This window comes from Pseudochrobactrum mosebachae (assembly GCF_048914685.1).
In the GTDB taxonomy this organism is placed as follows: Bacteria; Pseudomonadota; Alphaproteobacteria; order Rhizobiales; family Rhizobiaceae; genus Pseudochrobactrum.
This window is the reverse complement of the sequence record NZ_CP128408.1, coordinates 2738563-2764454: the sequence shown is the minus strand read 5'-3', so window position 1 is coordinate 2764454 and position 25892 is coordinate 2738563. Positions and strand designations below refer to the sequence as shown.

Here is a 25892-nt window from a genome sequence, read left to right as displayed (position 1 = left end):
AACTTCTAAAGCTGCAAATTAGAATGAAATTCTAATTTGAAGTCAAACTTCAGTATTAAACAATAGTTACATTAGATTAAGCAGTATATAACCGCTTAACTGGACATATGTTTTTCTATAAATTGCAAATTAACAAGCGAAGGCGCAAACTTGCCCTTCGCTTAATGTGTTTGAAAGAAAAATCATGTCTGACGTTTTGAAGAAAACAGCTTCTCCGCAGACCAAACCATTCTACCGCTCATTCGGCTTTCAGGTTCTTGCGGCAATGGTTATCGGTCTTATTCTCGGTCTCATTGCCCGCAATATGGGCCCCGATGCAGCCGGCAATGCCAACTGGCTTTCAGTAACCTTGCAAACCATCGGTACAATTTTTGTGCAGATGCTGCGTGCACTGGTGCCGCCGCTGGTGTTCACCGCCATTGTTGCCTCTATTGCCAATCTGGCTGCTATTAACAATGCTGCCAAGCTGGTCTGGCAGACCTTGCTGTGGTTCGCCATCACATCCTTTATTGCAGTGCTGATCGGTATTGCGCTCGGCCTGATCATTCAGCCCGGCATCGGCTCTGCAGTGCTTGCTGAAACAGCCAAAGCACCTGCGGCTTCCGGCTCATGGCTTGATTTTCTTAAAGGTCTTGTGCCTGCCAATATGCTCGGCCTTGAAGCCGGCACCAGAATTAACAATGGCTCGGCCACGACGTCGCTTAACTTCAACGTGCTGCAGATTTTGGTCGTTGCCATTGCTTTTGGTATTGCCGCGCTCAAGGCTGGTGACGCTGCCAAACCGTTTCTAGTCTTCAACCAGTCACTTCTGGTGGTGGTGCGTAAAATTCTGTGGTGGGTTATCCGCCTCACCCCGCTTGGGACGATCGGCCTTCTTGGCCGTGCCGTAGCCCAATATGGCTGGGAAACCCTGATCCAGCTCAGCTGGTATGCAGCTGCGGTTTATATCGGTCTGGCTCTGGTATTGTTTGTGGTTTATCCGCTGGTGCTGATCATGCACGGGCTCAAACCATCGCGTTTTTTCGCCGGTGCATGGCCTGCTATCCAGCTGGCATTTGTATCCCGCTCATCCATCGGCACATTGCCGGTTACCGAAGCCGTGACCGAGCGCAATCTGGGTGTACCACGGGAATATGCAGCCTTTGCGGTACCACTCGGCGCCACAACTAAAATGGATGGCTGTGCAGCAATCTATCCGGCTATTTCAGCAATTTTCATTGCGCAATATTTTCAGATTCCGCTCGGTATGCAGGAATATGTGCTGATTGCCTTTGTGTCGGTTCTGGGTTCTGCAGCCACCGCCGGTCTCACCGGTGCGGTGGTGATGCTCACGCTCACTTTGTCCACACTCGGTCTGCCGCTTGAAGGTGTGGGGCTGTTGCTGGCAATCGACCCGATTTTGGATATGGGGCGTACTGCGGTTAACGTGGCCGGACAATCGCTGATCCCGACCATTGTTGCCAAGCGCGAAGGTATTCTTGATGAGGCGATCTATAATAGCGACAAGAATATAGATGCTATAGATCCCACACATTTAAGCCCGCACACTTCCGCTGCTTAAATCATAAACAATAATAAGCCGGAGCAATCCGGCTTATTATCTGTTCTACAGCCTAATCAGCCAGCCCCTGTTGCCACATCATAAATCAGCTTCAGATTGAGCGCGATCACAACAATCGCCACCAGCCATGCCATGGCTGTGAGCCATAAAGGCGAGCGCAACACACCCATTTTTTTGCGGTCTGCCGTAAACATAATCAATGGAATAATGGCAAATGGCAATTGCAGGCTCAACACGACCTGACTGAGGATCAGCAGATTCGCCGTTCCTTTATCACCATAAATCAGAGTCACAATAATTGTCGGAACAATAGCCAGCCCACGGGTAATCAACCGGCGCAGCCACGGCTGAATACGAAAATTAATGAACCCTTCCATCACGATCTGACCGGCCATTGTTGCGGTAACGGTTGAGTTAAGCCCCGAACACAGCAGCGCCACGCCAAACAAAATCGGCGCCATAGCGCTGCCAAGCAAAGGCGTTAACAGGGCTTCAGCCTGTTCAATTTCCACCACATCGGTACGGCCAACCTTATGAAAGGTAGCCGCCGCCAGAATAAGAATGGAAGCATTGATTGCCAGCGCCAGCGTGAGAGCAATGGTAGAATCCCACGTTGAATAGCTGATTGCTTCGCGTTTTTCCTGAAGAGAATTGCCATAATTTCGCGTTTGAATAATGCCGGAATGCAAATAGAGATTGTGCGGCATCACCGTCGCCCCGATGATCCCGAGCGATAAATACAACATTTCCGGATTGGTCACGATCTCGGTTGTCGGCGCAAATCCGCGTACCACGGCACCCCAATCAGGGTCTGCCAGCACAATTTGCATGAAAAAACACACAGCAATAATACCAAGCAACACCACCACATAGGCCTCAACCCAGCGGAAGCCCTTGCTCTGCATATACAGAACCACAAACACATCAAGCGCGGTGAGAATAACACCGAGCTCCAGCGGCATTCCAAATAGCAGATTAAGCGCAATTGCCGTACCGATCACCTCGGCAAGATCGGTAGCGCAAATAGCAATCTCCGCCGCGACCCATAGAAACCATGCCGTAAACGGGGAATATGCATCGCGACAGGCTTGTGCCAAATCACGGCCTGTGGCCACCGCCAGTCTTGTGCACAGTGATTGCAGCAGCACTGCCATAATATTAGAGACCAGCGCCACCACCAGCAGCGTATAGCCAAAGCGTGAACCACCGGCAATCGACGTGGCCCAGTTGCCCGGATCCATATACCCCACCGCAACCAAATAGCCGGGCCCAGCAAATGCAACCAGCTTTCTCCAACGTGTGCCATGTTGGGGAACCGCAATTGATCCATGAACTTCCGCCAGAGATTTAGCACTCTGCTCACGGCGCCAGCCATCGTTAAGCGGAGCATTTTCCGCAATTGAAAAATCATTCTTCTTCATAAAGGTCTTCGCTCAAATCAGATACAAATGAAACTCATTTGCAAATAGAGCGCGTCTTTGACCTGTACGTCAAGAAAAAGAATTAAAAAAAATGCCGGTTCGAAAACCGGCATGATCACTTTCTAATACAAATGTTTATTGCGGTTTACCTTTTTCCCACATCACATCACCACGATAGAGCGGCACAGTGGAAAGCGAGGTCTTGGCTGAACCGTCCTGCACCTGAGAAGCGTGGGCAAGATAAATCAGGGTGTTATTCTTCTGGTCATAAATACGGGTGATCACCAGTTTTTTCCAGATCAGACTGGTGCGCTCGGAAAATACCCGCTCACCACCTTTACCAAGTTTGATGTTACCGATTGTAATCGGCCCTGTCTGCTCGCAGGAAATTGAAGCATTGGACGGATCTTCAAACCAGTTACCTTTTTGCAACCGGTCAATCATCCCGCGTGAGAATGAGGCCATATGGCAGGTCACACCCTGTACTTTGGGGTCAGTCACAGCATCAATCACAATATCATTGCCAAGCCAGTCCACTCCAACCTTGCCAATTTCTTCAGCCTGCGCCAGCCGTGTTGCAGACAAACTGGTGAGAGCTATAATTATACTTAAAAAGATTATCGTAAAACAATGTTTCATTGACCCTGTTCCTGCTGTGTTATGTCACCCGTAACGGTCATGTCAGCTTCAGCCATTGGCTGCCACTTGTCCAGAAATGCATTGATCTCCATAGCCTGAATATCCGGCATGGCTTTGTAAATCAGTGCCACCGGCCAATCCCACCATGCACATTGCAGCAAACGCTCAATTGTTTTGCCATCAAAACGTGCCCGTAAAACCTTGGCAGGAACGCCCGCAGCAATCATATAGGCAGGCACGTCCTTGGTTACCACTGCATTGGCACCAATAACCGCACCGGTACCAATACTCACGCCCGGCATAATCACTGCGCCATGCCCGATCCACACATCATTGCCGATCGTTACCCTTTTGGCAGAGCGATAGGCACGATAATCCATATCCACGCCGATATTGCGAAAATATTCATTGGGGCGATAGGTCATTTTATGCATCGTTAAACGCTGCATAGGGTGTTCAAGCGCATTGATACGGACATTGGAGGCTATAGAGCAGAACGAACCAATCTCGGCATAAATGCCCTCGCCGTTACGCTCCATATAAGTAAAATTGCCAATCTTCACATCACGCAGAATAACCCGCTCACCAATCTCGGTATAATGGCCGAGCTTTACGGATTTCAGCTGTGAGCTCGGGTGAATCTTCGGCTGTATATCCCGCGAATAATGCACGTCCTGATCAGTCATTGCGTTTTGTTTCCCGATAGCACTTTAATTTCACAATTTTCTGAAACTTCAATAAAGTTGCTGAAACTGGCCTTACAACCTTTGCCAAATGCAGCAGAGAGCGCTATAACATCATTATGACGACAGCTGACAGACAAGATAACAGAAAATTGCTCTGGATTACCGGCACAGTGCTGATCTCTGCTCTGGCCGCAGGCGCTTTGTTTGCCGGCTGGATGAATTACAGCGACACCATATTCATGACAGTGCTCATGGACGGTATTTCCTGGTGCTTCTGAGGATTTAAATTCATGCGTAAATATCTTCCGATTCTCGTGCTGTTTGTAGCAGCCTTCACTATTGGTATTGTCGGCTTTCAGGCTTACCGCGACAAACAAATGGCATCGGGCGAAGAGAGCCCCTATGGTGGCACTTTCAAACTTGTTGCCATGGATGGCAAAGAGATTACCGATCAGTCGCTGCGCGGCAACCCGTCTGCTGTGTTTTTCGGCTATACGCATTGCCCGGTTGTATGCCCGACCACTTTGTTTGAGCTTGACGGCTGGCTGAAACAGCTTGGCCCTGAGGGTGAAGCAATCCGCGGTTATATGGTTACCGTTGATCCTGAGCGTGATACGCCTGAATATATTCAGAAATATATCACCAATGTTTCAGACCGCATCACCGGTATTACCGGCGATAGCAAAGACATTGCCGCAATGCTCAAATCCTACAATATCTATGCCAAAAAAGTTGATGAAGATGGTGACAATTACACCATGGATCATACAGCCTCCATTTTGCTGCTGGATAAAAACGGCCGTCTGCGCTCCACAATCGCCTTTGGCGAACCGGCAGAAACCGCAATTTCCAAGCTCAAACGTTTGGCAGCCGGTTAATCCGGTCTATAGCCTCTCCCAATCAAACCCGCTTTATGTTAAGCGGGTTTTTTTATAACTCCAGCTCAGAGAACCATCATGGCACAGTACCGCTTATACCTGACACGGGATAAAAATCAGGCCGAACATATTTTCGATCTGCTGGAGCCGGTATTTGAAGAAGACGGCCTGCCGCTGGCCAATACCGAAATTGACGAAGACGCGCAGATTTTCGAAATTTCGCTTTACACCGAAGACAAACAAGCTGCGGATGAAGCGCTTTTGCGTATGGCCGCAGCGCTTGATCTGGCACCGCAAGATATTGGTGTTGAAGAACTGCCGGACATTGACTGGGTGCTGCATTCGCTCGCCGGCCTGAAGCCGGTGCGGGCCGGACGCTTCTTTGTTCACGGCTCCCATGACCGCGACAAACTGCAACAAGGCGATATCGGCATTGAAATTGATGCCGGTCAGGCTTTTGGCACCGGCCACCACGGCACAACCGCAAGCTGCCTTGAAATGATTGAAGAGATTGTGGCCGCCGAAGAACCGAAAAATGTTCTCGATCTTGGCACCGGCAGCGCGGTGCTGGCCATTGCGGTTGCCAAACTGCGCCCGGTTCCGGTGCTCGCCACCGATATTGATCCGGTTGCCGTAGAAGTGGCGCAGGAAAATGTTGTTAAAAATGGTGCGGCAGACTGGGTTACAACCCTTACCGCCACCGGTTTTGAAGATGCAGAGATGCAGGCACGTGCGCCTTTTGATCTGATCGTAGCCAATATTCTTGCTAATCCGCTGATTGAAATGGCAGCTGAAATGCGCGCCCATATTAAAGATAATGGCTCGTTGATCCTTTCCGGCATTCTGGCAACCCAGCGCGACAGCGTTTTGGCGGCTTATGATAGCGTTGGTCTGGAGCATCATAAAACAATTTACAAAGAAAGCTGGGTAGCTCTTCACCTCAAGCCAAAGCTCTGATTATAATCACCGTTATTTGACAAGTTGCAGGATCAGTATCTCATGTTTCAAAACTTTGAAGTCAGCAGCAATCCGGCAACCGGCGCGCCCCGTGTTGCCAAATTGCGTGAGGAGCTGAGCCGCCTGCATCTTGACGGTTTTCTGGTGCCGCGTGCCGATGAACATCAGGGCGAATATGTGCCACTGCGCGCGCAGCGTCTTGGCTGGCTTACCGGTTTTACCGGTTCTGCCGGCGCAGCTCTGGTCCTTAAAACCAAAGCCTATGTATTTGTGGACGGGCGCTATACTTTGCAGGTACGCACCCAGACGGATCCCGCGGTTTTCGAGGTTGAAAACCTGGTTGATAACCCGCCTGCCCGCTGGCTTGAACAGAATGGCAAAGGCCTGGTGATCGGTTTTGACCCATGGCTGCATACGATCAATGAGGCCCGCGCACTGAAGGCTGCCCTTGAGGCACAAGGTGGCAAGCTGGTGCCGGTTCAAGACAATCTCGTTGATCTGATCTGGACTGACCAACCTGCGGCACCTCTGGAGCCTGTTTCCATTCAGCCGCTGCAATATGCAGGTATTGCCCCGCGTGAAAAGCTCAATTCTTTGCGTGATGCCGTAGCAGAGTGTGGTGCAAGCGCTACCATTCTCACCGATCCGTCATCAGTTGCATGGGCTTTTAATATCCGCGGCCGCGATGTCAGCAATACCCCGCTGCCTTTGAGCTTTGCACTGATTGCTGCCAATGGCGAGCACATTCTGTTTATCGACAAACGTAAATTGCCGATTGAAACCGAAGCCTATCTGACCCAGCTTAGCCGCATTGTTGCCCCCAACCTTATGGAAAGCACATTAACTGATCTGGCGGCGAAGGGTGCAAGCTTTATGCTTGATCCGGCCCTGGCCGCTGAAAAGCTGCAAATGCTGATTACTGAAAATGACGGCACCGTAATTGAAGGCACCGACCCTGCCCGCCTGCCGCGTGCGCTTAAAAACAATACAGAGCTTGATGGTTCACGCGCCGCCCATGAACGTGACGGCGTCGCAATGGTCAAATTTTTCACATGGCTGAGCAGCCAGCCTGCCGGCAGTGTGGATGAAATCAGCGCCGCCAAGCAGCTTGAAGCAAGCCGCACCACAGTGGGTGAAATGTTCCAAATGCCGCTTGCAGACCTGTCTTTTGACAGTATTTCCGGCGCAGGTCCGGATGGTGCAGTCATTCACTACCGCGTGAATACCGACACCAATCGCACGCTTAATGACGGTGAACTATATCTCATTGATTCCGGCGCTCAATATCGTGACGGAACCACTGATATTACCCGTACAGTTGCCATTGGCAAAGCCTCGGATATTGAGAAGAAAACCTTTACACTGGTGCTGAAAGGCATGATCGCATTGTCGCGGCTGCGGTTTCCGGTTGGTACCCGTGGTCAGGATATTGATGCCTTTGCCCGCGCCGCCTTATGGCAGCACGGCTTTGATTATGCACATGGCACCGGCCATGGCGTCGGCTCGTATCTTGCCGTACATGAAGGGCCACAAAGCATTTCCAAACGCGGAGCCCATGAGCTGAAAACCGGTATGATCATCTCTAATGAGCCGGGCTATTACCGTCCGGGCAAATTCGGTATCCGTATTGAAAATCTGATTGCTGTCAATGAGCCGCAAATGGTGGATGGCGGCGACATTGCCATGCATAGTTTTGAAACCCTGACCTTCTGCCCGATTGACCGCAAGCTGATTGATATCAGCCTGCTCAATCAAGACGAACTGTCATGGCTGAATGATTATCATGCGCAGACACGCGATAAATTGCTGCCACATTGCTCGGACGAAGAGCGTAATTGGCTTATAGAAGCCACGGAAGTGCTTTAACTCTCTGTTTCTATGTTTACGCATATTTAGAAAACCGCTTAACGTTCGTCTAGAGCGGGTAACGTTCAGGTTGGATCGCAGCGCTCGCTCTAGATTTTAGCTTTTTCGCATTGTCATATCTATCGAGTTGATTCAACTTGATAGTGAAATGCGCTAAATATGCTCTGAATAAATAAAAAAGCCGGCATAATCGCCGGCTTTTTTTGTTGTTACTTGTTTGTCTCAATATGGCACATAAGCACGCAACACAACGATCAGCAGCCCGCCGAAAATACACAGCGGAATAAGCCCGATACGGAATGCTACCAATGTACAGACCGCCAAGGTAACAAACTCTTTCCAGCCTGCATTGAAGGCAGAAGGCGCCACCAATGTGGTTAAAACTGCCGCAGGAACCGCATTCAACCCTGCCTCAACACGGTAATGCACCCGTGCAAATTGTGAGAGGATCAGGTGGCCGCCAATGCGGGTCAGATAAGTCAGAACTGCGGCACCAAAAATAATCCAGATTGTTGATGACATCACAGTACTTCCTCAGGCTTTTTAACCACAACATCGTCCAGCGTAATCACTGTTTCACGCCCGCTTGCAGGTTTGGCAATCAGCACTGCCACCGCAATACCGCCAATAGCACCAATACTCACATGCCATGGCGAGCCGATCAGAAAAAATGCTGCCACTGATGTGACCGAGCTTGCCAGCACAATCGGCAGCCAGTTGGTGCGCGAACGAAAGCCCATCACCAGACCGAGAAAGTAAATCGGCAGCAGCATATCCAGCCCGATTGCCTTCGGATCACCGATCATGCCGCCAAATGTAGCACCGAGATATGCTTCAAACACCCACATCAAATAGAGCGGCAGAGCCAGCCCCATATACCAGACAAAATTCACCGGTAATTTCTGCTCGGAGCGTTTTTCAGTCTCGGCATATTGCACATCGGTGAGAAAGAAAAAGGACACAATCTGCTGTAAAGGCGTGAAATGCCTGATCAGCCGCCCGGTGCCTGCCGAATAAAGAACATGTCGGAAATTCACGGCAAAGATAGATAGCAGGATCAGCCATGGCGCGACATGGTGGCCAAACAGCTCCATACCAACCAACTGGCTGGCACCGGCAAAAACTGCCGCGCTCATCAGCACTGATTCCCACACGTTAAAGCCGTTATCAACCGCAACCACACCAAACAGCAACCCGAATGGCGCACTTGCCAGCGTTACAGGTATGGCACGCTTACAACCATCTAAAAACAAAGCCACATTGCTGGGCACTGCGCAGGCACTATCCTGCGACAATCCATTTGGATTACATCCATCCATTATCATTACCAGTATTTGTAAGAATACAGCCTGTTGCTGCATCAATTATCTGAGGATGAACTAAAACAGAAAAACAATCCTGTTACCTCTGCTGGTTATGCATAGGCTGATGCGTAAAAGCAATCAAGCTACAGTGCCGTGAACAGCATCAAGGCACTGTTTAAATATTAATCCGCGCCGACAAGGGTGAACCACGCATCCTCGTCAATCACTTCAATATTAAACTCAGTGGCTTTAGCGAGCTTGGATCCTGCCCCCGGCCCTGCAACCACCAGATCTGTCTTTTTAGAAACTGATCCTGCCGTTTTTGCACCATAGCGCTCGGCCATAGCCTTCGCTTCATCCCGCGACATCCGCACCAATGAGCCGGTAAACACAATGGTTTTACCGGCAACCGGCGAACCGCTCACCACCTCATGCACCTCATCAAGCGGCTTAACCTCTGTCAGCAAAGCATTCAGCACTTCAATATTATGCGGCTCCTGATAAAAATCGACGATAGCCTCGGCCACAATCGTACCAATACCTTCCACATCGATTAATGTGCGCCATGCTTCATTGCCTTTGCTGCCTTTATCCTGCGGTACCAATGCAGCCAGCGCTGTTTGTGAAAATCGTTCATAAGAGCCAAATGCCCGTGCGAGTTTTTTCGCGTTCACTTCCCCGACATGGCGAATGCCGAGCCCGAATAAAAACCGGCTCAGGCTAATCTCGCGGCGCTCATTAATCGCGGCATAGAGCTTGCGAACCGAGGTGGCACCAAAACCGTCAATATTTTCCAGCTTTTTGAAGGCAGATGCCGCCTGTCGTTTTTCCAACGTAAAAATATCAGCTGGTGTGCGGATTTTTAAACTTTCATCTTCGGCATTGAAGAAAAACTCGACCTGCTTTTCGCCCAGCCCCTCAATGTCAAAAGCATTGCGCGAAACGAAATGGCGGATACGCTCCACGGCCTGCGCCGAGCAAACAAGGCCACCGGTACAGCGGCGCACAGCCTCGCCCTCTTCACGCACCGTATGGCTTCCGCAAACAGGGCAAAGACGCGGGAATTCATAAGCCACACTGCTTGCAGGTCGCTTATCCGGCACAATATCCACAATTTGCGGGATCACATCACCGGCACGCTGAATAATCACCGTATCGCCAACACGAATATCGCGCCCGTCGCGCAAAACATTACCTTTTTGATCACGCCCCAGAATATAATCTTCATTATGCAGCGTGGCATTGGTAACCACCACACCACCCACAGTGATCGGCTCCAGCCGTGCAACCGGCGTTAAAGCACCGGTACGACCAACCTGAATATCAATACCATTCAACACTGTGAAAGCACGCTCAGCCGGGAATTTATGCGCTATCGCCCAGCGCGGACTGCGCGAGATAAAGCCAAGACGCTGCTGCAATGCCAGATCATCAACTTTATAAACCACACCATCAATATCATAACCGAGCAAAGCCCGCTGCTCTTCAATCATATGGTAATGGGCAACCAGCTCCGGCACGCTCTCAAAGCGTCGCATCAACGGGTTGATGGTAAAGCCATAAGATTTAAACTTCTCAACCATGCCCATTTGGCTAGAGGCAGGCAGTTCACTCACCTCGCCCCATGCATAGGCAAAAAACCGCAAAACTCGGCTTGCTGTAATCTTACTATCCAATTGACGCAGTGACCCGGCAGCTGCATTACGCGGATTGGCGAAAACCGCTTTGCCGTCTTCCAGCTGCTTGGCGTTCAATGCCGCAAAATCCATATGGCTCATATAGACCTCGCCGCGCACTTCCAGCACATCCGGCACAGTTCCGTGCAGCACTTGCGGAATATCGGCAATGGTGCGGGCATTGTTGGTAACATTTTCACCAGTCGTGCCATCGCCGCGCGTGGCTGCACTCACCAGACGCCCCTGCTCGTAGCGCAGTGAAAGCGATAAACCGTCAATTTTAGGCTCGGCGGTTATACCCAGTGGTGAGCCCGGAAATAATTTTAGAAACCGGTAGATACGGCCAACAAACTCGCCGACATCCTCATCGCTGAAAGCATTATCCAGCGACAGCATCGGCACAGTATGTGTAATTTTGGAAAACTTTTCAGAGACCGCGGCGCCCACTTTTAAAGATGGCGAATCATCTCGGATCAGTTTGGGAAAACGCTGCTCAATGCCCTGATTACGGCGGCGCAGTGCATCATAATCTGCATCAGATATTGTTGGGGCATCTTGTGTGTTATAACGGAAATCATGCTCGGCAATGATTTTTGCCAAATGTTCAAGCTCAGCAATAGCCTGTTCTTCGCTTAAACTTTCAACACTGATTTCAGTCATAGTCACTCGTCTCCGTTTAGAAACTGACTATACCAAAAACCCGCGCGCAAAAAGCTGATTTAAGCAGTTAGTGCGCATTCCGAAAAAGTGAAACGCATTTAAGCTTAAAATACGCGTTACATCATGCCCAACAGAGAGTTTTCAATGTTGTAACCAGAGCGTTTTCCTTTTTATTGAAGCAGGAAAACCGGTTCCCATTTTTTCTGAGACTGCTCTAAAATTAAGAACTCTCTAATGCACCGTTTTCGCGCAGCAAACGCTCGGCGGCAGCGCGAGCCTCATCGGTTACACTGGCACCGGCCAGCATACGGGCAATTTCTTCCTGCCGTTCATTCACTTCCATCGTACGGATCGATGTGCGCATCTGATCGCTATCGCCTTGTGCTTTAGCAATCAGAAAATGCGTGGTCGCACGCGCTGCAACCTGCGGCGCATGGGTAACCGATAACACCTGTACATTGGCAGATAACCGCGCCAGACGCTGACCTATCGCATCAGCAACCGCGCCGCCAACACCTGTATCAATCTCGTCAAAAACCAGTGTCGGCGCTGAGCCGCGATCAGCAAGCGCCACTTTAAGTGCCAGCAAAAAGCGCGATAACTCACCGCCCGAGGCCACTTTCATCATTGGCCCTGCGCGTGTTCCCGGATTAGTACGCACCCAATATTCAACAATATCAATACCATCGCTACTGCGATTATCCGCATTTGTCTCAATATTGACGATAAACTCTGCACGCTCCAGCTTCAAAGCCGGCAATTCCTGCATCACTGCCTGTGTCAGGCTTTGTGCAATTTTAATGCGCTCGGATGACAATGCCAGCGCTGCAGCATCATAAATAACACGATTTTCCTGCGCCTGCTTTTCCAGCAGACCAAGCTTTTCCGCACCCGCATCAAGATCATGCAAATCAGCATCCATCTTGTCGCGTAATGCTGCGAGATTAGCCACTGGCACAGAATATTTACGCGAAGCTGCACGCAAGGCAAACAAACGCTCTTCAACCACTTCGAGTACACGCGGATCAAAATCAATCTCACGCATGGCAAAATCAATGCCGCTTTGCGCATCGCCCAAACGGTTCAAAGCCTCGTCAATCGCCTTAATCACCGGCTCCAATAAATGCGGCGCTTCCGGCATTTTGCGCTCAAGGCGGCGCACCAATGCAGCCAGCGTCGGCACCGGCGATTCATGGCCGGACAACAGATCATTAGCTTCACTGACATCAGATGCAATTTTCTCGGATTTCATCATCAGGCTGCGCTTTTCAGCCAGCTCGTCTTCTTCATCCTCTTGCGGGTCAAGCTTGGCTAATTCATCGGCTGATGCACGCAGATAATCAGCCTCACGCGCTGCAGCCTCAACCTTGGCGCGGTGTTTTACCAATGCTGTTTCGCTATCGCGCCATTGTTTATACACATGGCGTAGCTGCAAGGCCTGATTATCCAGCCCGCCAAATGCATCAAGTAATGTGCGATGTAAATCAGTATCAATCAGCGCGCGGTCATCATGCTGGCCATGTATCTCAACCAAAAACTTGCCAAGCTCGCGCAACAAGCCAACACTGGCAGCTTGATCATTGATGAAAACCTTTGAGCGACCATCACTATTTTGCAAACGGCGCAGAATAATATCGCCGTCATCATTGATTTCATTATTTTTGAGAAACTGGCGTGCCGGATGATTGATGCCAACATCAAATACCGCAATCACCTGCCCTTGCGCTGCACCATGGCGCACCAGTGATGCATCACCTCTGGCACCCAGCGCTAAAGACAAACTGTCAAGCAGAATAGATTTACCGGCGCCTGTCTCACCCGTAAGTACAGACAAGCCCTCCTGAAACTCGATATCGAGTTTTTCGATCAGAACAATATCGCGGATCGACAGTTGCGAAAGCATGGCTGCCTTTAATGCATTTTACAGTAAAACGGGCACATTTTATGTCATATAAATGCGGTTAAACAACAAAAGGCAGGGCGAACAGCAATAATCAGCATTACGCCCCGCACTCTTTTTTAGTCAGGCACCGCCGGTAATCAGCGAAGAGGCCTTTGAAAGCCACGAGCCTGTGTTTTCACGCGGCTGCAAACCACCGCCCTGCAGCAGCTTGTAAGAATCCTTATACCACTGGCTGTCCGGGAAGTTCTTGCCCAGCACTGCGGCTGCAGTCTGCGCTTCAGAAACCAGACCCAGTGCATAATAGGCTTCAACCAGACGCGCCAGAGCTTCTTCCACCTGACGGGTATTGGAATATTCCTCTACCACATTGCGGAAGCGCTTGATGGCACCCAGATATTCCTTGCGCTCAAGGTAGTAGCGGCCAACCTGCATATCCTTGCCGGCAAGCTGATCGCGGGCAAAACGGATTTTGGTTTTGGCATCTTCAACATATTCGGATTTAGGGAAGCGATCGATCACTTCCTGCATCGCAGAAATCGCACGGCGGCTTGCTGCCTGATCACGCGTAACATCCGGAATCTGGCGGAAATAGCTCAAGCCGATAATGTAATAAGCATAAGCAGATTCATTTGATGTAGGATAAAGCGTGTTATAGCGCTTGGCCATTGAAATGGCTTCTTCATAATTACCCTGACGGTAATTGGTGAATGCAGCCATAACCAGCGATTTACGCGCATATTCCGTATAAGGATGTTGGCGATCAATTGCCGCAAACTTTTTAGAGGCTTCAGCCAAACGGCCGGCCTCAAGATTGGCAAGACCTTCATTATAGAGCTTGTCAGCAGGATCAATGCTCTCAACATATTTGCTCAGGTCAACATCTTTATCACCCGATGCACAACCTGCGAGTGCCACAGTCAGCATAACACCACTAGCCGCCAGTGCCAGCCTTGTCATTTTACGAATTTGAGAACCCTCAGCATCCGTATTACGGGCCGCAGTATCTGGGAAAATAGAAATCGTCATGCTGTCTCCGGTCTTTCGGCAACACAAATCATGGGCAAATCATTCCTGTGTCAGAGGGTTCATAAACCATAGCTGAGAACAATCGGCAATGTTATTACAAGTTTATTCGCACTGCTTCGAGACTGCAATGCCTGACGGACGCCTCTTTTTTATAAAGAAAGCCTTCAAACAGCAAGTGCCATTACAGATGAACATCAAAAGCATGTGTTAAAGGCTCAATTGTGTCTGAGCAAATACACACCGCTGAGAATCAACCGCAAACATTTAACAGACTTCCAATCTATAATGATCGGGTTTATCGAGCAGTGCCTTTACCAGCGTTGCATTGAGCTTATGCCCGCCCCGATAGGAGCGAAAACAACCACGAAACGGATGCCCGGCCAAAGCCAGATCTCCGACGGAATCCAGCAATTTGTGACGCACAAATTCGTCAGGATAATATAACCCGTCAGGATTAATCACCGAACCGTCATCCCCGATAGCAATTGAATTTTGCAAAGACGAGCCAAGTGCCAGCCCCATTGCGCGCAGCTTTTCAACATCACGCATAAAGCCGAATGTCCGCGCCTTGGCAATCTCTTCACCAAAAACCTCTGCATCAAGCTCAAATGTAAAAGCCTGCTTGCCAATTGCTGCCACAGGAAAATCAATTTCAACCTCATAGCGCGTGCCGTTATACGGCACAAACTCTGCCCAGTTCTCGCCATCTTCAACCCTGACCGGTCTGTCAATCACCAGATATTGGCGTGGGGCATCCTGTTTCAGCAAACCCGCCTCACGAAACACCGTGATAAATTCAGCTGATCCACCGCCAAGAATTGGCACTTCCGGCCCGTCAATCTTGATGATAAGATTATCAATCTCCAGCGCGGTTAATGCCGCCATCAGATGCTCAATCGTACTGACACCAAAATCTGCAGGCCCGATTGATGTATTCAGCACTGTTGAGCCAAGCGCACTCGACAGTGCCGGAATTTCCTGCCGCCGTCCCGTCTCATCATGGCGGCAAAATACAATCCCGCTATTCACCACTGCCGGTTTGATCTGCAATGTTACCGGTTGACCGCCATGCACGCCAAATCCCGCCATCGAAAAAGCGCGATTAATGGTCTGCTGTGACTTATTCATGGGGGCCTGCCTGTCTAACTATCTATGTCTGTCATGATCATTGATTGAAGCTTAATAAATATAGTGTCTCTGCCGCACAAGGTGAATATTGGCATAGTCCTGCCTATGCTATTTTTCTATATTATTGGCATCGGAGCATCATAAATCGAATGCTATTTTCCAAACATACTCATTACTGCACTGATTTTCATATCTATTCATTCATCACAAAAACCAGAAAGCGAAAACAATCAATGATAAAAGACATTCTTAATGCCATTGTGTCCGATGATGACACATCATTTGAAGAGGTGCTTGAATTACTACTCTATTCAAAAAGAAATATTATACAAAATACCATTCCGCTTGTTAAGAACAAAAAACTACAGAGACCTGCACATTTAAGCGGGATTTATAAACTCAATAAAACCTGCACCTACTTCCTGACGAAAATGTCAGATAATTCGACCGCAATAGCCAATGGGCATTATATTTTTATCATTCCGGAAGCACAAAAAGACGCGATTTACTGCGCAAGATCATTGCAAAATGAGCAATATAGCTGGCATAATAGCGCAGACGGCCACACATCATTGAGCAACAGGCTTCCGGTTTGCTTTGCCGGCCAGCTTTATTTCACTCAAGGCAAGCTTGTTCACTGGAATAATGGCAGCGGACATTATTTACCAAAGCCCGAAGCGCGTTGTCATTTACTGCCTTATATCCGGCAATTACTGCCGGATGCGCTTTTTATGAATGTTCTGAGAGAGCCCGGAACAGCAACTCTAAGATGATAATTTCCACAAAAAAAACCGCGCCTGATAAGGCGCGGTATAATTTAAGCAAGGAACTTAGTATTTAGATCAGTTGGCCTGACGGCGCAGGAACGCCGGAATTTCAAGCTGATCATCTTCAGAAGCCATGCGCGGCTGTGCACGACCCTGATTATCAAGCTGGCCGTTGCGCGGTGCATAGATCGATGCATCCTGGGACAGCGGGCGACGCTGTTCAGGTGCACGGGCCTGCATTGGCGCAGCTGGCATTTCACGTTTCTGAGCTGGCTCAAGACGAGCAGTTGGCTGCTCTTCATCACGACGTGACAGGCTGGCTGTCAGACGACGCAACAGACCAAGCGGGCCGCGTTCTTCATGAGCAGGTGCCTGCTGCGGAGCCTGGGCCGGCGCACGACGAGCGTTCATTTCAGCCTGAACAGCTGGCGGAAAATCCGAAACGCTGGGCATACGTGGCGCCTGACGCTGCTGTGGAGCCAAAGACGGGTCCATATGCTGCTGTGGCTGGAACTGCGGCTGCGGTGCCAGACCTTGCGCCAGATTATGCGCGGCCTGCTGCTGCATTTGCGGCTGTACCGGTGCCTGCATCTGCGGACGCGGAGCCACCGGCTGCGGACGCATTTCCATCATATCCGGTGCAGGTGCCTGAAAAATACGGCTCTGCGGCTGGAAATTTGCATCATTGGAAGCGGCTGGCGGCGCATAAGAACGCTGCTCACCTTCACCCAGATGCAAGGACTGCTGGGCAACATGTTCAGCTGGCTTGTGCTGTGGTGCCAGAGGCTGCTGCTGGATCGGGGCTTGCGCTGCCGGCTGAACAGCTGGCTTTGCTACTGGCTTCACTGGTTGGCGAAATTCCAGCGGCGCAGGCGCCGCGTCTCCGATCTGCTTATCGATTCCGGTAGCGACGACAGAAACACGGATCACACCTTCGAGACCTTCATCGAAGGTCGCGCCGAGAATGATCATAGCATCCTGATCAACTTCTTCACGGATACGAGTAGCAGCTTCATCAACTTCAAACAATGTCATGTCACGGCCACCGGTGATCGAGATCAGCAGGCCGCGCGCACCGCGCATAGAGGTTTCATCCAGCAGCGGGTTGGCAATTGCAGCCTCAGCAGCAGCAATCGCACGGCCGTCGCCGGAAGCTTCACCGGTACCCATCATGGCTTTGCCCATTTCGCGCATTACGGAACGCACGTCAGCAAAATCAAGATTGATCAGACCTTCTTTGACCATAAGGTCAGTGATGCAGGCCACACCGGAATACAGAACCTGATCTGCCATCGCAAAAGCGTCGGCAAATGTGGTTTTATCATTGGCAATACGGAACAGGTTCTGGTTCGGAATGACGATCAGAGTATCAACATTCTTCTGCAGATCTTCGATACCCATATCCGCAGTTTTCATGCGGCGCTGGCCTTCGAAGTGGAAAGGCTTGGTGACAACACCAACGGTCAGAATACCTTTTTCGCGCGCAGCGCGGGCAACCACCGGCGCGGCACCGGTTCCTGTGCCACCACCCATACCGGCGGTTACAAAGCACATATGTGTGCCATTCAGGTGATCGTTAATTTCATCGATGCATTCTTCAGCAGCGGCACGGCCGACTTCTGGCTGGGAACCTGCGCCAAGACCTTCGGTCACGGCTGCACCCAACTGAATGATACGTTCGGACTTTGACATGGTCAGAGCCTGAGCATCGGTATTGGCCACAACAAAATTTACGCCGCGCAAACCGGCATTAATCATGTTGTTGACAGCATTACCGCCGCCACCGCCAACACCGAATACGGTGATCCGCGGCTTCAGCTCGGTGATATCCGGCTTTTGCAGATTAATTGTCATCAGTTTCGTTCCTTTTGCCTTTCACCGCTTCGCCGCCGCGGTGCCGTATTCTGTTTATTTTTATTCGTACTTTAAGGGAGCACCAAATACCCGCCGCTTTGAAATTATACTGTCGTTTACCATGATTTGGCAAAAAGCCCAGTATGTTCTCAGGCTCAAAATAAAAAATTTAAGCCCTTGTTTCAAAACCGCTTTCACTGAACAAAACGCATCAGAAAAGCAGTGGCATTCCCTGTATTAAAAACTTGTTTTCAGCCAGTGGCCGACCCGTGCAATACGCCCGCCCGTCCCGATAAGACGGCCGCTTGTTGCCGCTCGGATCGAGCGCTCTTCGATGCCTGCAACCTGCGGATAAATCAGCAGGCCTACTGTCGCCGAGAATGCCGAACCTTTTGCAGCGTCCGGCAGCCCCGCAATTCCCATAGGGCGCCCGATACGTACATTGCGCGCCAAAATCCGGCGTGCTACTTCCGGCATCCCTGCAAGCTGGCTTGCGCCGCCTGTCAACACAACACGCTTACCAACAATATGCCCCAAACCCGAAGCGTTGAGCCGGTCGCGAACCAGCTCCAGCGTTTCTTCTACGCGGGCACGAATAATACGGGTAAGTACTGAACGCGGATATTGGTTAGGCACATCACGGTCGTCGTCGCCGATTGGCGGCACGCTGATCAGATCGCGGTCATCGGCAGCGCTTGGCAGCGCCGAGCCATACATAACCTTAAGCCGTTCAGCATCTTCCATGCGGGTTGAGAACCCGCGTGCCACGTCCATTGTTACATGCATTCCGCCAATGGCAATGGCGTCCGCATGAATAAACTTACCCTCAGAAAATACAGAAATCGTTGTGGTTCCGCCGCCCATATCAATACAGGCCGCACCCATTTCCGCTTCATCATCAACCAGAGCTGCAAGACCGCTCGCATAAGGGGTTGCAACAATCGCCTCAACCGACAGATGGCAACGGTTAATGCACAGTTCCAGATTGCGCAAAGGTGCGCTGTCTGCGGTCAGAACATGCATATCAACGCCGAGTGTATCGCCGAGCATGCCCATCGGATCACGGATACCGCGCTCGCTATCGAGCGTATAACCAATCGGCAATGAGTGCACCAGATGACGCTCGGCCTGCAATGCCTGTTTGGCACCTGCGGCAAGCACACGGCGGATATCGGTATTTTCAACTTCATGCCCGCCAAGATCAATGCTGGCATTAAAAGTTTCGCTCTTCAGACGACCGGATGAAATATTAACGATCAGGCTTTCAACCGTCAGTCCGGCCATGCGTTCAGCGGCATCAACCGCCATACGAATGGACTGCTCGGCAGCATCCAGATCAATCACCACACCGGATTTAACACCGCGTGATTTCTGATAGCCGATACCCAGCACTTCCATACGATGGGTACGGCCTGGTAAAAACGCACTCTCATCCCGTGGACGCAGGCGTGCAATCACACAGGACACTTTTGAGGATCCGACATCAAGCACTGTCAGCAAACGCGTGCGACGGCCAGAGGATGCGGAACCGGAATTGTTTCTTGTACCCAGAATACTCATACGCGCCTACCTGCTGCCTTGGCAGCCTTTTCGCGAGCCTTCAACATTTTCTCACGACTTTCCATACCGGCTGGCGTGAGCTGCACGGTCACACGATCATCCAGCCGCATATCAAGACTGAGAATGTCCCGTCCGAAAATATCTTTCGTGCGCTGCAATGTTTCCACTTCAGCTAATGCGCGCTTCACATCCTGCTCCGGCAGAAGAACCCGCACACCATTATCAAACAGTAGATCCCAGCGGCGGTCGGAAACCCGCGCATAGGCACGCACTTTCGCCGCCAGATCAGGAAATGCAGCAACAGTCTCGATAAAAGCTTTACCACGACTTGAAGCTCCCTCACCCACCACCAAAGGCAGCGAAGTGTAGCGCGAGCCGCTCAACGGTACGATCGGCTTGCCTGCATCATCCACCAGCACCAGATCGGCGCCCGATTGCCAAACAGCAAATGCCTTGCGCTCCTGCAAAGAGACAACAACAGAACCCGGATAAACCTTACGGATTTCAACGCTGCTCACCCAAGGCAAAGTCTCAATCGCCTGACGGGCTTCATCAGCATTAAAACCGATCAGCGATGTTTCACCATCAAGGCCGAGCTTTTCGAGAATATCGATTTCAGAAGTTTCAACATTACCGGCAACAGTCACCTTCTCAATCGCAAAGCCGAAGGTAGAGGCAGTCGCTTTAATCACAGTATGCGTGTGATTACCCACAGCCATACCGTAGAGACCGGTGGCACTGAGAAAACCGATCATGCCCAGTGTACCGGCATGACGTGGAATCTTAACCCCGCCGCCAAACAGGCGCGTGGCAATACGGAATGGCTTGCGCAGAAAACGCGGAAGAACAAAAGCGCCATGCGCCGCTGATGTACGGGACATCATCGCATCACGATCACTTCTGTCAGATCTCGCTTTTATCGCATGCACGAGGCATCCTCCACCATCCAGCTCAACAACGCTCCGAATGAATACCCTTCAGCTTTGGCAATATCCGGAACCAGAGAGGTCGGCGTCATGCCAGGCTGCGTATTCACTTCAAGCCAGATCAGCTCGCCTTCTCCGCCGCTATTATCAGCATCAGAACCGGCTCTGCTCTCATCAAATCGGAAATCGGAACGACTCACGCCGCGACACCCGATTGCCTGATGTGCCTGAAGTGCCATTATTTGTATTTTTTGGTAAATATTTGGTGAAATTTTTGCAGGACATTCGTGTCTGGAGCCGCCATCTGCATATTTTGCGTCATAATCGTAGAAAGAATGTGCCAGCGGAATGATTTCACACACACCAAGCACGCGATCACCCATCACCGCACAGGTAAATTCACGTCCGGCAACATAATGCTCTACCATAACGGTATCGCCATATTTCCACTCATCCGAGCCAACAACCTGCGGCGGAGCGCTTTGCCCCTCGCGTACGATGACCACACCGAAGCTCGAACCTTCACGAACCGGCTTGACCACATAAGGCGGCTGCATCGGGTGAACTGACCCAATATCGAAACGGGTCATAATGCGGGAAGCGGCAACAGATACACCGGCAGCAGCAGCAACAAGCTTGGCGCGCCCCTTATCCATTGCCAATGCCGAAGCCATCACACCGGAATGCGTGTAAGGAATTTGCAAATATTCGAGAATACCCTGAATGGCGCCATCCTCACCGGCAGGACCATGCAGCGCATTAAAGGCAACATCAGGCTTGAGCTCGGACAAAACAGCAGCAACATCACGGCCAACATCAACGCGCGTCACACGATAGCCTTGCGCTTCCAGCTCAGCCGCACAAGCAGCACCGGAGGAAAGACTGACCGGACGCTCCGATGAAAACCCGCCCATCAAGACAGCAACATGCTTACCTGTCATTTTAATCATGTCCCCTCTGCCGGCAACGACAAAATACTTACTCATCTACACAAATTGCCACATATGAAGCAGCATACTAAAAATCGTCTGAACAACCTGAGATGCCGGTAAAACCCTATTTACGAACCGCCTGAATTCAGGCAATTCAAAAACACTCCGGCGGACACCATCCGCAGACACCAAAGGCAAAATTAACTTGCCGACTCAAATCACTAACGCTTGTTACCTATAAGAATCAGAGAGTTGATTCTATGGCAAGCCCTTACAGAATATTCCGACTCACCAAGCCGAATCAGCATCTGTTGAAAACCCCGATTTCATGAGCTTTTTCAGCAATTAATTGTCTCAAAAATATATTTTAGCAAAATACAAAGGTCAGACTCTTGACAGGTGCAAATCACCCCAAAATCTTGCCTGAACACCGTTTAAAAACAAATCACCACTGTGTTCTCGACCAAGAGAAAACAGTGGTGATTTTTGTCAATCCAAAGCTTTTAAACTACAGTCAAACTCACCGGCGATCATAAATCGCACGTAGCAGCAGACTTAATCCAGAAATTCTCTGACTTCACGGCCAGGCAAAAACTGACCAAGACGACGGATTTCCCAGTGCAGTTTGATACCGGAATTGGCGCGCACTTTATTGCGTACTGTCTCGCCCAGCAATTCAAGGTCATAACCGGTAGCATTATCGCCATTGATCATAAAATTGCAGTGCATGGTCGACATATGCGCACCGCCAACACTCAGTCCGCGGCAACCGGCTTTATCAATCTCTTTCCATGATGATGTGCCTTCAGGATTTTTGAAGGTTGAGCCACCGGTTTTCTCACGGATCGGCTGCACAGTCTCACGGTGATTTTGCACTTCATCCATAGCAGCACGAATGGCTGCCGCGTCACCGCGCGGCCCTTCAAACAATGCACTGGTGAAAATCAGCTCTTTGGGCGCAGAACAATGGCGATAAGCATAGCCCATATCCGCATTGCTCAAAATATGCAGCTTGCCCTGACGGTCAAGCGCACGCACTTCTACCACACGCTCGCAGGTTTCTGTGCCATTGGCACCGGCATTCATACGCAGCGCACCGCCAATACCACCCGGAATACCATGATAGAAATGAAAGCCGGCAATTTCAGCCTCCAGAGCCGCGGCAGCCACACGCTTATCCGGCGTCGCCGTACCGGCGCGCAGACGCGTTTCAGATACCCGCTCAACCTCACCGAAGCCTTTGGCCGACAACCGCACCACAAAGCCACCGATGCCGCCCTCACGCACCAGAAGATTGGAGCCGATACCAACAGTCATCACCGGAATGTCTGCCGGTACATTTTTCAAGAACTCTGCCAGATCATCTTCATCGGCTGGCTGAAACAACACTTCAGCAGGTCCACCGGCTCGGAACCATGTAATTTTATCCATACCGGAATTTGGCGTTAAGCGCCCGCGAACATTGGCTAAAGGTGCCTCAAGCTGCTTCAACAATGCTTCACCGTCGAGTTCTCTGTAAGCCATCAGTTTGAACTCACTTCATTTAGCTGCGCAGGCTGCGTGTCAGTCCCAAGCTGCTCAGGCAGCGTGTAAGCCCCCAGCTGCGCAGGCAGCGTGTAAGCCCATTGCGTGATATTTCCGGCTCCGAGAAATACGACAAAATCGCCCTCGCTAGCCAGCTCGGCAATAATGGCAGGCAATTGCGCCGGATCTACAAGATAGCGCGCATCGCGGTGGCCGGCGGTTTTGATCTTGCTGACCAGCGTTTCAGATGTCACGCCTTCAATCGGCTCTTCACCGGCCGTATAGACCGGTGCAATCAGCACAGTATCGGCATCATTGAAACAATTGCCAAAATCATCAAACAGGCTCGCCAGTCTCGTAAAGCGGTGTGGCTGGGCAATGGCAATCACCCGTCCTGCTGCGGCTTCACGCGCGGCGCTCAATACGGCTTTGATTTCAACCGGATGGTGGCCGTAATCATCAAAAATCTCAACGCCATTCCATGATCCGGTATGGGTGAAACGACGTTTAACACCACCAAAGCCGGAAACACCGCTGCGGATATTCTCTGGGCTCAGGCCAAGTTCATGGGCAACGGCAATCGCTGCGGTAACATTGGAAACATTGTGTCGGCCTGGCATTGGCAGACGAAGATCTTTTATTTCAACAGTTTCACCACCGCGATTGCGGATTTCCACATCAAAAACCGAAACCGCTCCATCCATATGGTGATTGGAAAAACGCACATCAGCCTGAGGGTTTTCACCATAAGTAATCACGCGGCGATCTTCGATACGGCTGACAAGCGCCTGCACTTCCGGATGATCAAGACACATGACGCCGAAACCATAGAAGGGCACATTTTCTACAAACTGGCGGAATGCGGCGCGTACATTGTCGAATGAGCCGTAATGATCAAGATGCTCCGGATCAATATTGGTGATGACCGCAATATCCGCAGGCAATTTCAGAAAAGTACCGTCACTCTCATCAGCCTCAACAACCATCCATTCACCGGCGCCCATACGGGCATTGGTGCCATAGGCATTGATGATACCGCCATTAATAACGGTCGGGTCAAGATTGCCAGCCTCGAGCAAGGCTGCGACCATGGATGTGGTTGTGGTTTTGCCATGCGTACCACCAATCGCAATGGCTTGGCGGAAACGCATCAGCTCGGCCAGCATTTCAGCACGGCGCACGATCGGCAGCAGGTTTTCCCGCGCCTCAACCAGTTCCGGATTGTTCGGACGGATCGCAGTTGAAACCACGACAACATCAGCCTTACCAATATTTTCAGCTTTATGGCCGACAAAAACTTCAATACCCTTATCACGCAGACGCTGCACATTAGCGCCATCAGCCTGATCAGACCCCTGAACTTTATAACCAAGATTATGCAGCACTTCTGCAATACCGCTCATGCCAATGCCGCCGATCCCGATAAAATGGACCAGACCGATATTCAGGGGCATTTTCATGCGCGTTTTCCTTCTTTGTAATCAGAAACAGATAATCCTGCTGCAATAGCTTGCGAAAGTTCTGCAAGCAACCGTGTTGCATCAACGCGGCCGACACTTTTTGCATGTCCGGCCATTTCCACCAGTCTTTGCGGCTCATTGAGTGCCGCACTCAAAATCTGCGCCAGTTTTTCAGGCTTCAGCTCTGCCTGACGGATAACCTCTCCGCCACCCGCTTTTGCCAGCGCCTGCGCATTGGCTGCCTGATCATGATCAAGCGCAAAGGGAAACGGCACCAGAATACTCGGACGGCCAATGGCTGCAATTTCAGACACTGTTGAGGCACCGGAGCGCGACATCACAAAATGCGCCTGCGCTATCAGTTCCGGCATAGCGCTGAAAAACGGCGCCACTTGCGCCGGCACACCAAGCTTCTCATAGGCTTTGCGGCAAAGCGCTTCATCTTCAGGGCGCGCCTGCTGGGTAATCTGCAAACGGGTACGCTCTGTGTCACCCAGCAACGCAACGGCTGCAGGCACCACGGTTGAAAAATACTGGGCACCCTGACTACCGCCAAACACAAGCAGGCGAAAAACATCCGGCGCAATCGACGGCTGATAGCTGATACCGGTTTGCGCCAGCACGCTCGGACGCACCGGATTGCCGGTAATCACCGTTTTGGCGGCAAAGCTGCCGCTATCTGCGGCAAGAAAACCGCCGGCGATCGCGCTCACCCGTGAAGCAAGCCCCTTATTGGCACGCCCCATCACCGCATTCTGCTCGTGGATCAGCGTGGGTATTCCCATACGGGTCGCAGCATAGAGCGGCGGCAAAGTCGGATAACCGCCAAAGCCTGCAACAAGCTTCGGCTTCAACCGACGAAACAGCTTGCGGCAATCAAGATTGCCCTGCCAAAGCGTGTAAAATGTTTTAGCCAATGCGACCGGATTTTTGCCAGCTATAGTTGCCGAGCGCACCACATGCACATGGCCCTCATCAAATCCCGAAACAAAACGCTGCGCACGCGCGTCTGTTACCAAATGAACATCATAGCCGTTCTGTGTCAGCTCATGCGCCAGCGCCTCAGCCGGAAACAAATGCCCGCCTGTACCGCCTGCCGCTAAAACGATCACGTCTTTTGTCATTGTCTTCCGATCTTTGCCTGCGCATATGTCAGATCAAACA

At 50.9% G+C, this 25892-nt stretch carries 22 protein-coding genes; 6 read left to right on the top strand and 16 right to left on the bottom strand.

What is annotated here, in order from left to right:
- The first annotated feature begins 184 nt into the window (after positions 1-184).
- Positions 185-1561 carry a dicarboxylate/amino acid:cation symporter gene (locus MP213Fo_RS12530; RefSeq protein WP_421089319.1) on the top strand — a complete coding sequence of 459 codons (1377 nt, stop codon included), beginning with the start codon at positions 185-187 and terminating at the stop codon, positions 1559-1561.
- Between the two features lie 56 nt (positions 1562-1617).
- Here MP213Fo_RS12530 and MP213Fo_RS12525 read toward each other — a convergent pair whose 3' ends face one another.
- The 3 genes from MP213Fo_RS12525 to MP213Fo_RS12515 form a co-directional block, all read right to left on the bottom strand.
- Positions 1618-2982 carry an Nramp family divalent metal transporter gene (locus MP213Fo_RS12525; protein WP_421089318.1) on the bottom strand — a complete coding sequence of 455 codons (1365 nt, stop codon included), beginning with the start codon at positions 2980-2982 and terminating at the stop codon, positions 1618-1620.
- A gap of 135 nt (positions 2983-3117) precedes the next feature.
- A complete protein-coding gene (locus tag MP213Fo_RS12520) occupies positions 3118-3621 on the bottom strand; it encodes a CreA family protein (RefSeq protein ID WP_421089317.1) in 504 nt (167 codons plus the stop codon).
- Positions 3618-4307, bottom strand: coding sequence for a DapH/DapD/GlmU-related protein (locus tag MP213Fo_RS12515; RefSeq protein ID WP_421089316.1), 690 nt, complete (start codon positions 4305-4307; stop codon positions 3618-3620). Before MP213Fo_RS12515 ends, MP213Fo_RS12520 begins: the two co-directional genes overlap by 4 nt.
- A gap of 116 nt (positions 4308-4423) precedes the next feature.
- On the opposite strand from MP213Fo_RS12515, the gene MP213Fo_RS12510 reads away from it, so the two are divergent.
- The 4 genes from MP213Fo_RS12510 (at position 4424) to MP213Fo_RS12495 (ending at position 8008) form a co-directional block, all read left to right on the top strand.
- Positions 4424-4585, top strand: coding sequence for a hypothetical protein (locus tag MP213Fo_RS12510; RefSeq protein WP_421089315.1), 162 nt, complete (start codon positions 4424-4426; stop codon positions 4583-4585).
- Between the two features lie 12 nt (positions 4586-4597).
- Positions 4598-5185, top strand: coding sequence for an SCO family protein (locus MP213Fo_RS12505; protein ID WP_421089314.1), 588 nt, complete (start codon positions 4598-4600; stop codon positions 5183-5185).
- Positions 5186-5263: 78 nt separating this feature from the next.
- Positions 5264-6142 (top strand): 50S ribosomal protein L11 methyltransferase, encoded by an 879-nt coding sequence (locus MP213Fo_RS12500; RefSeq protein WP_421089313.1) that lies wholly within the window; start codon positions 5264-5266, stop codon positions 6140-6142.
- A 42-nt stretch (positions 6143-6184) separates the two neighbouring features.
- Positions 6185-8008, top strand: a complete 1824-nt coding sequence (locus tag MP213Fo_RS12495) for an aminopeptidase P family protein (RefSeq protein WP_421089312.1) — start codon at positions 6185-6187, stop codon at positions 8006-8008.
- 222 nt (positions 8009-8230) lie between these two features.
- Here MP213Fo_RS12495 and MP213Fo_RS12490 read toward each other — a convergent pair whose 3' ends face one another.
- The 6 genes from MP213Fo_RS12490 to lpxC all read right to left on the bottom strand — a co-directional run bounded on the left by MP213Fo_RS12490 (position 8231) and on the right by lpxC (position 15705).
- Positions 8231-8530: an AzlD family protein gene (locus MP213Fo_RS12490; RefSeq protein ID WP_421089311.1), complete on the bottom strand. Its 300-nt coding sequence runs from the start codon at positions 8528-8530 to the stop codon at positions 8231-8233.
- Positions 8530-9327, bottom strand: coding sequence for an AzlC family ABC transporter permease (locus tag MP213Fo_RS12485; RefSeq protein WP_421089310.1), 798 nt, complete (start codon positions 9325-9327; stop codon positions 8530-8532). Before MP213Fo_RS12485 ends, MP213Fo_RS12490 begins: the two co-directional genes overlap by 1 nt.
- Positions 9328-9494: 167 nt before the next feature.
- Entirely contained in the window at positions 9495-11648 is a 2154-nt protein-coding gene (ligA, locus tag MP213Fo_RS12480; protein WP_421089309.1) for an NAD-dependent DNA ligase LigA, read from the bottom strand.
- A gap of 220 nt (positions 11649-11868) precedes the next feature.
- Positions 11869-13551 carry a DNA repair protein RecN gene (recN, locus tag MP213Fo_RS12475; RefSeq protein WP_421089308.1) on the bottom strand — a complete coding sequence of 561 codons (1683 nt, stop codon included), beginning with the start codon at positions 13549-13551 and terminating at the stop codon, positions 11869-11871.
- A 120-nt stretch (positions 13552-13671) separates the two neighbouring features.
- On the bottom strand, positions 13672-14508 hold the full coding sequence (locus tag MP213Fo_RS12470; RefSeq protein WP_421091136.1) for an outer membrane protein assembly factor BamD: 837 nt from the start codon (positions 14506-14508) through the stop codon (positions 13672-13674).
- Between the two features lie 333 nt (positions 14509-14841).
- A complete protein-coding gene (lpxC, locus tag MP213Fo_RS12465; protein WP_421089307.1) occupies positions 14842-15705 on the bottom strand; it encodes a UDP-3-O-acyl-N-acetylglucosamine deacetylase in 864 nt (287 codons plus the stop codon).
- Between the two features lie 44 nt (positions 15706-15749).
- On the opposite strand from lpxC, the gene MP213Fo_RS12460 reads away from it, so the two are divergent.
- Positions 15750-16478, top strand: coding sequence for a hypothetical protein (locus MP213Fo_RS12460; protein ID WP_421089306.1), 729 nt, complete (start codon positions 15750-15752; stop codon positions 16476-16478).
- 69 nt (positions 16479-16547) lie between these two features.
- Here MP213Fo_RS12460 and ftsZ read toward each other — a convergent pair whose 3' ends face one another.
- From ftsZ to murG, 7 genes are all read right to left on the bottom strand, one after another.
- Positions 16548-18326, bottom strand: a complete 1779-nt coding sequence (gene ftsZ / locus MP213Fo_RS12455) for a cell division protein FtsZ (protein WP_421089305.1) — start codon at positions 18324-18326, stop codon at positions 16548-16550.
- A 237-nt stretch (positions 18327-18563) separates the two neighbouring features.
- Positions 18564-19886 (bottom strand): cell division protein FtsA, encoded by a 1323-nt coding sequence (gene ftsA, locus MP213Fo_RS12450; RefSeq protein ID WP_421089304.1) that lies wholly within the window; start codon positions 19884-19886, stop codon positions 18564-18566.
- Positions 19883-20815: a cell division protein FtsQ/DivIB gene (locus tag MP213Fo_RS12445; RefSeq protein WP_421089303.1), complete on the bottom strand. Its 933-nt coding sequence runs from the start codon at positions 20813-20815 to the stop codon at positions 19883-19885. The genes ftsA and MP213Fo_RS12445 overlap by 4 nt, the downstream gene beginning before the upstream one ends.
- Complete coding sequence (locus tag MP213Fo_RS12440) at positions 20803-21753, bottom strand: D-alanine--D-alanine ligase (protein WP_421091135.1); 951 nt, start codon at positions 21751-21753, stop codon at positions 20803-20805. Before MP213Fo_RS12440 ends, MP213Fo_RS12445 begins: the two co-directional genes overlap by 13 nt.
- Positions 21754-22299: 546 nt before the next feature.
- Positions 22300-23268 carry a UDP-N-acetylmuramate dehydrogenase gene (gene murB, locus MP213Fo_RS12435; RefSeq protein WP_421089302.1) on the bottom strand — a complete coding sequence of 323 codons (969 nt, stop codon included), beginning with the start codon at positions 23266-23268 and terminating at the stop codon, positions 22300-22302.
- On the bottom strand, positions 23268-24728 hold the full coding sequence (gene murC / locus MP213Fo_RS12430) for a UDP-N-acetylmuramate--L-alanine ligase (RefSeq protein WP_421089301.1): 1461 nt from the start codon (positions 24726-24728) through the stop codon (positions 23268-23270). The genes murB and murC overlap by 1 nt, the downstream gene beginning before the upstream one ends.
- Positions 24725-25852 (bottom strand): undecaprenyldiphospho-muramoylpentapeptide beta-N-acetylglucosaminyltransferase, encoded by a 1128-nt coding sequence (murG, locus tag MP213Fo_RS12425; protein ID WP_421089300.1) that lies wholly within the window; start codon positions 25850-25852, stop codon positions 24725-24727. The genes murC and murG overlap by 4 nt, the downstream gene beginning before the upstream one ends.
- Positions 25853-25892: the final 40 nt, after the last annotated feature.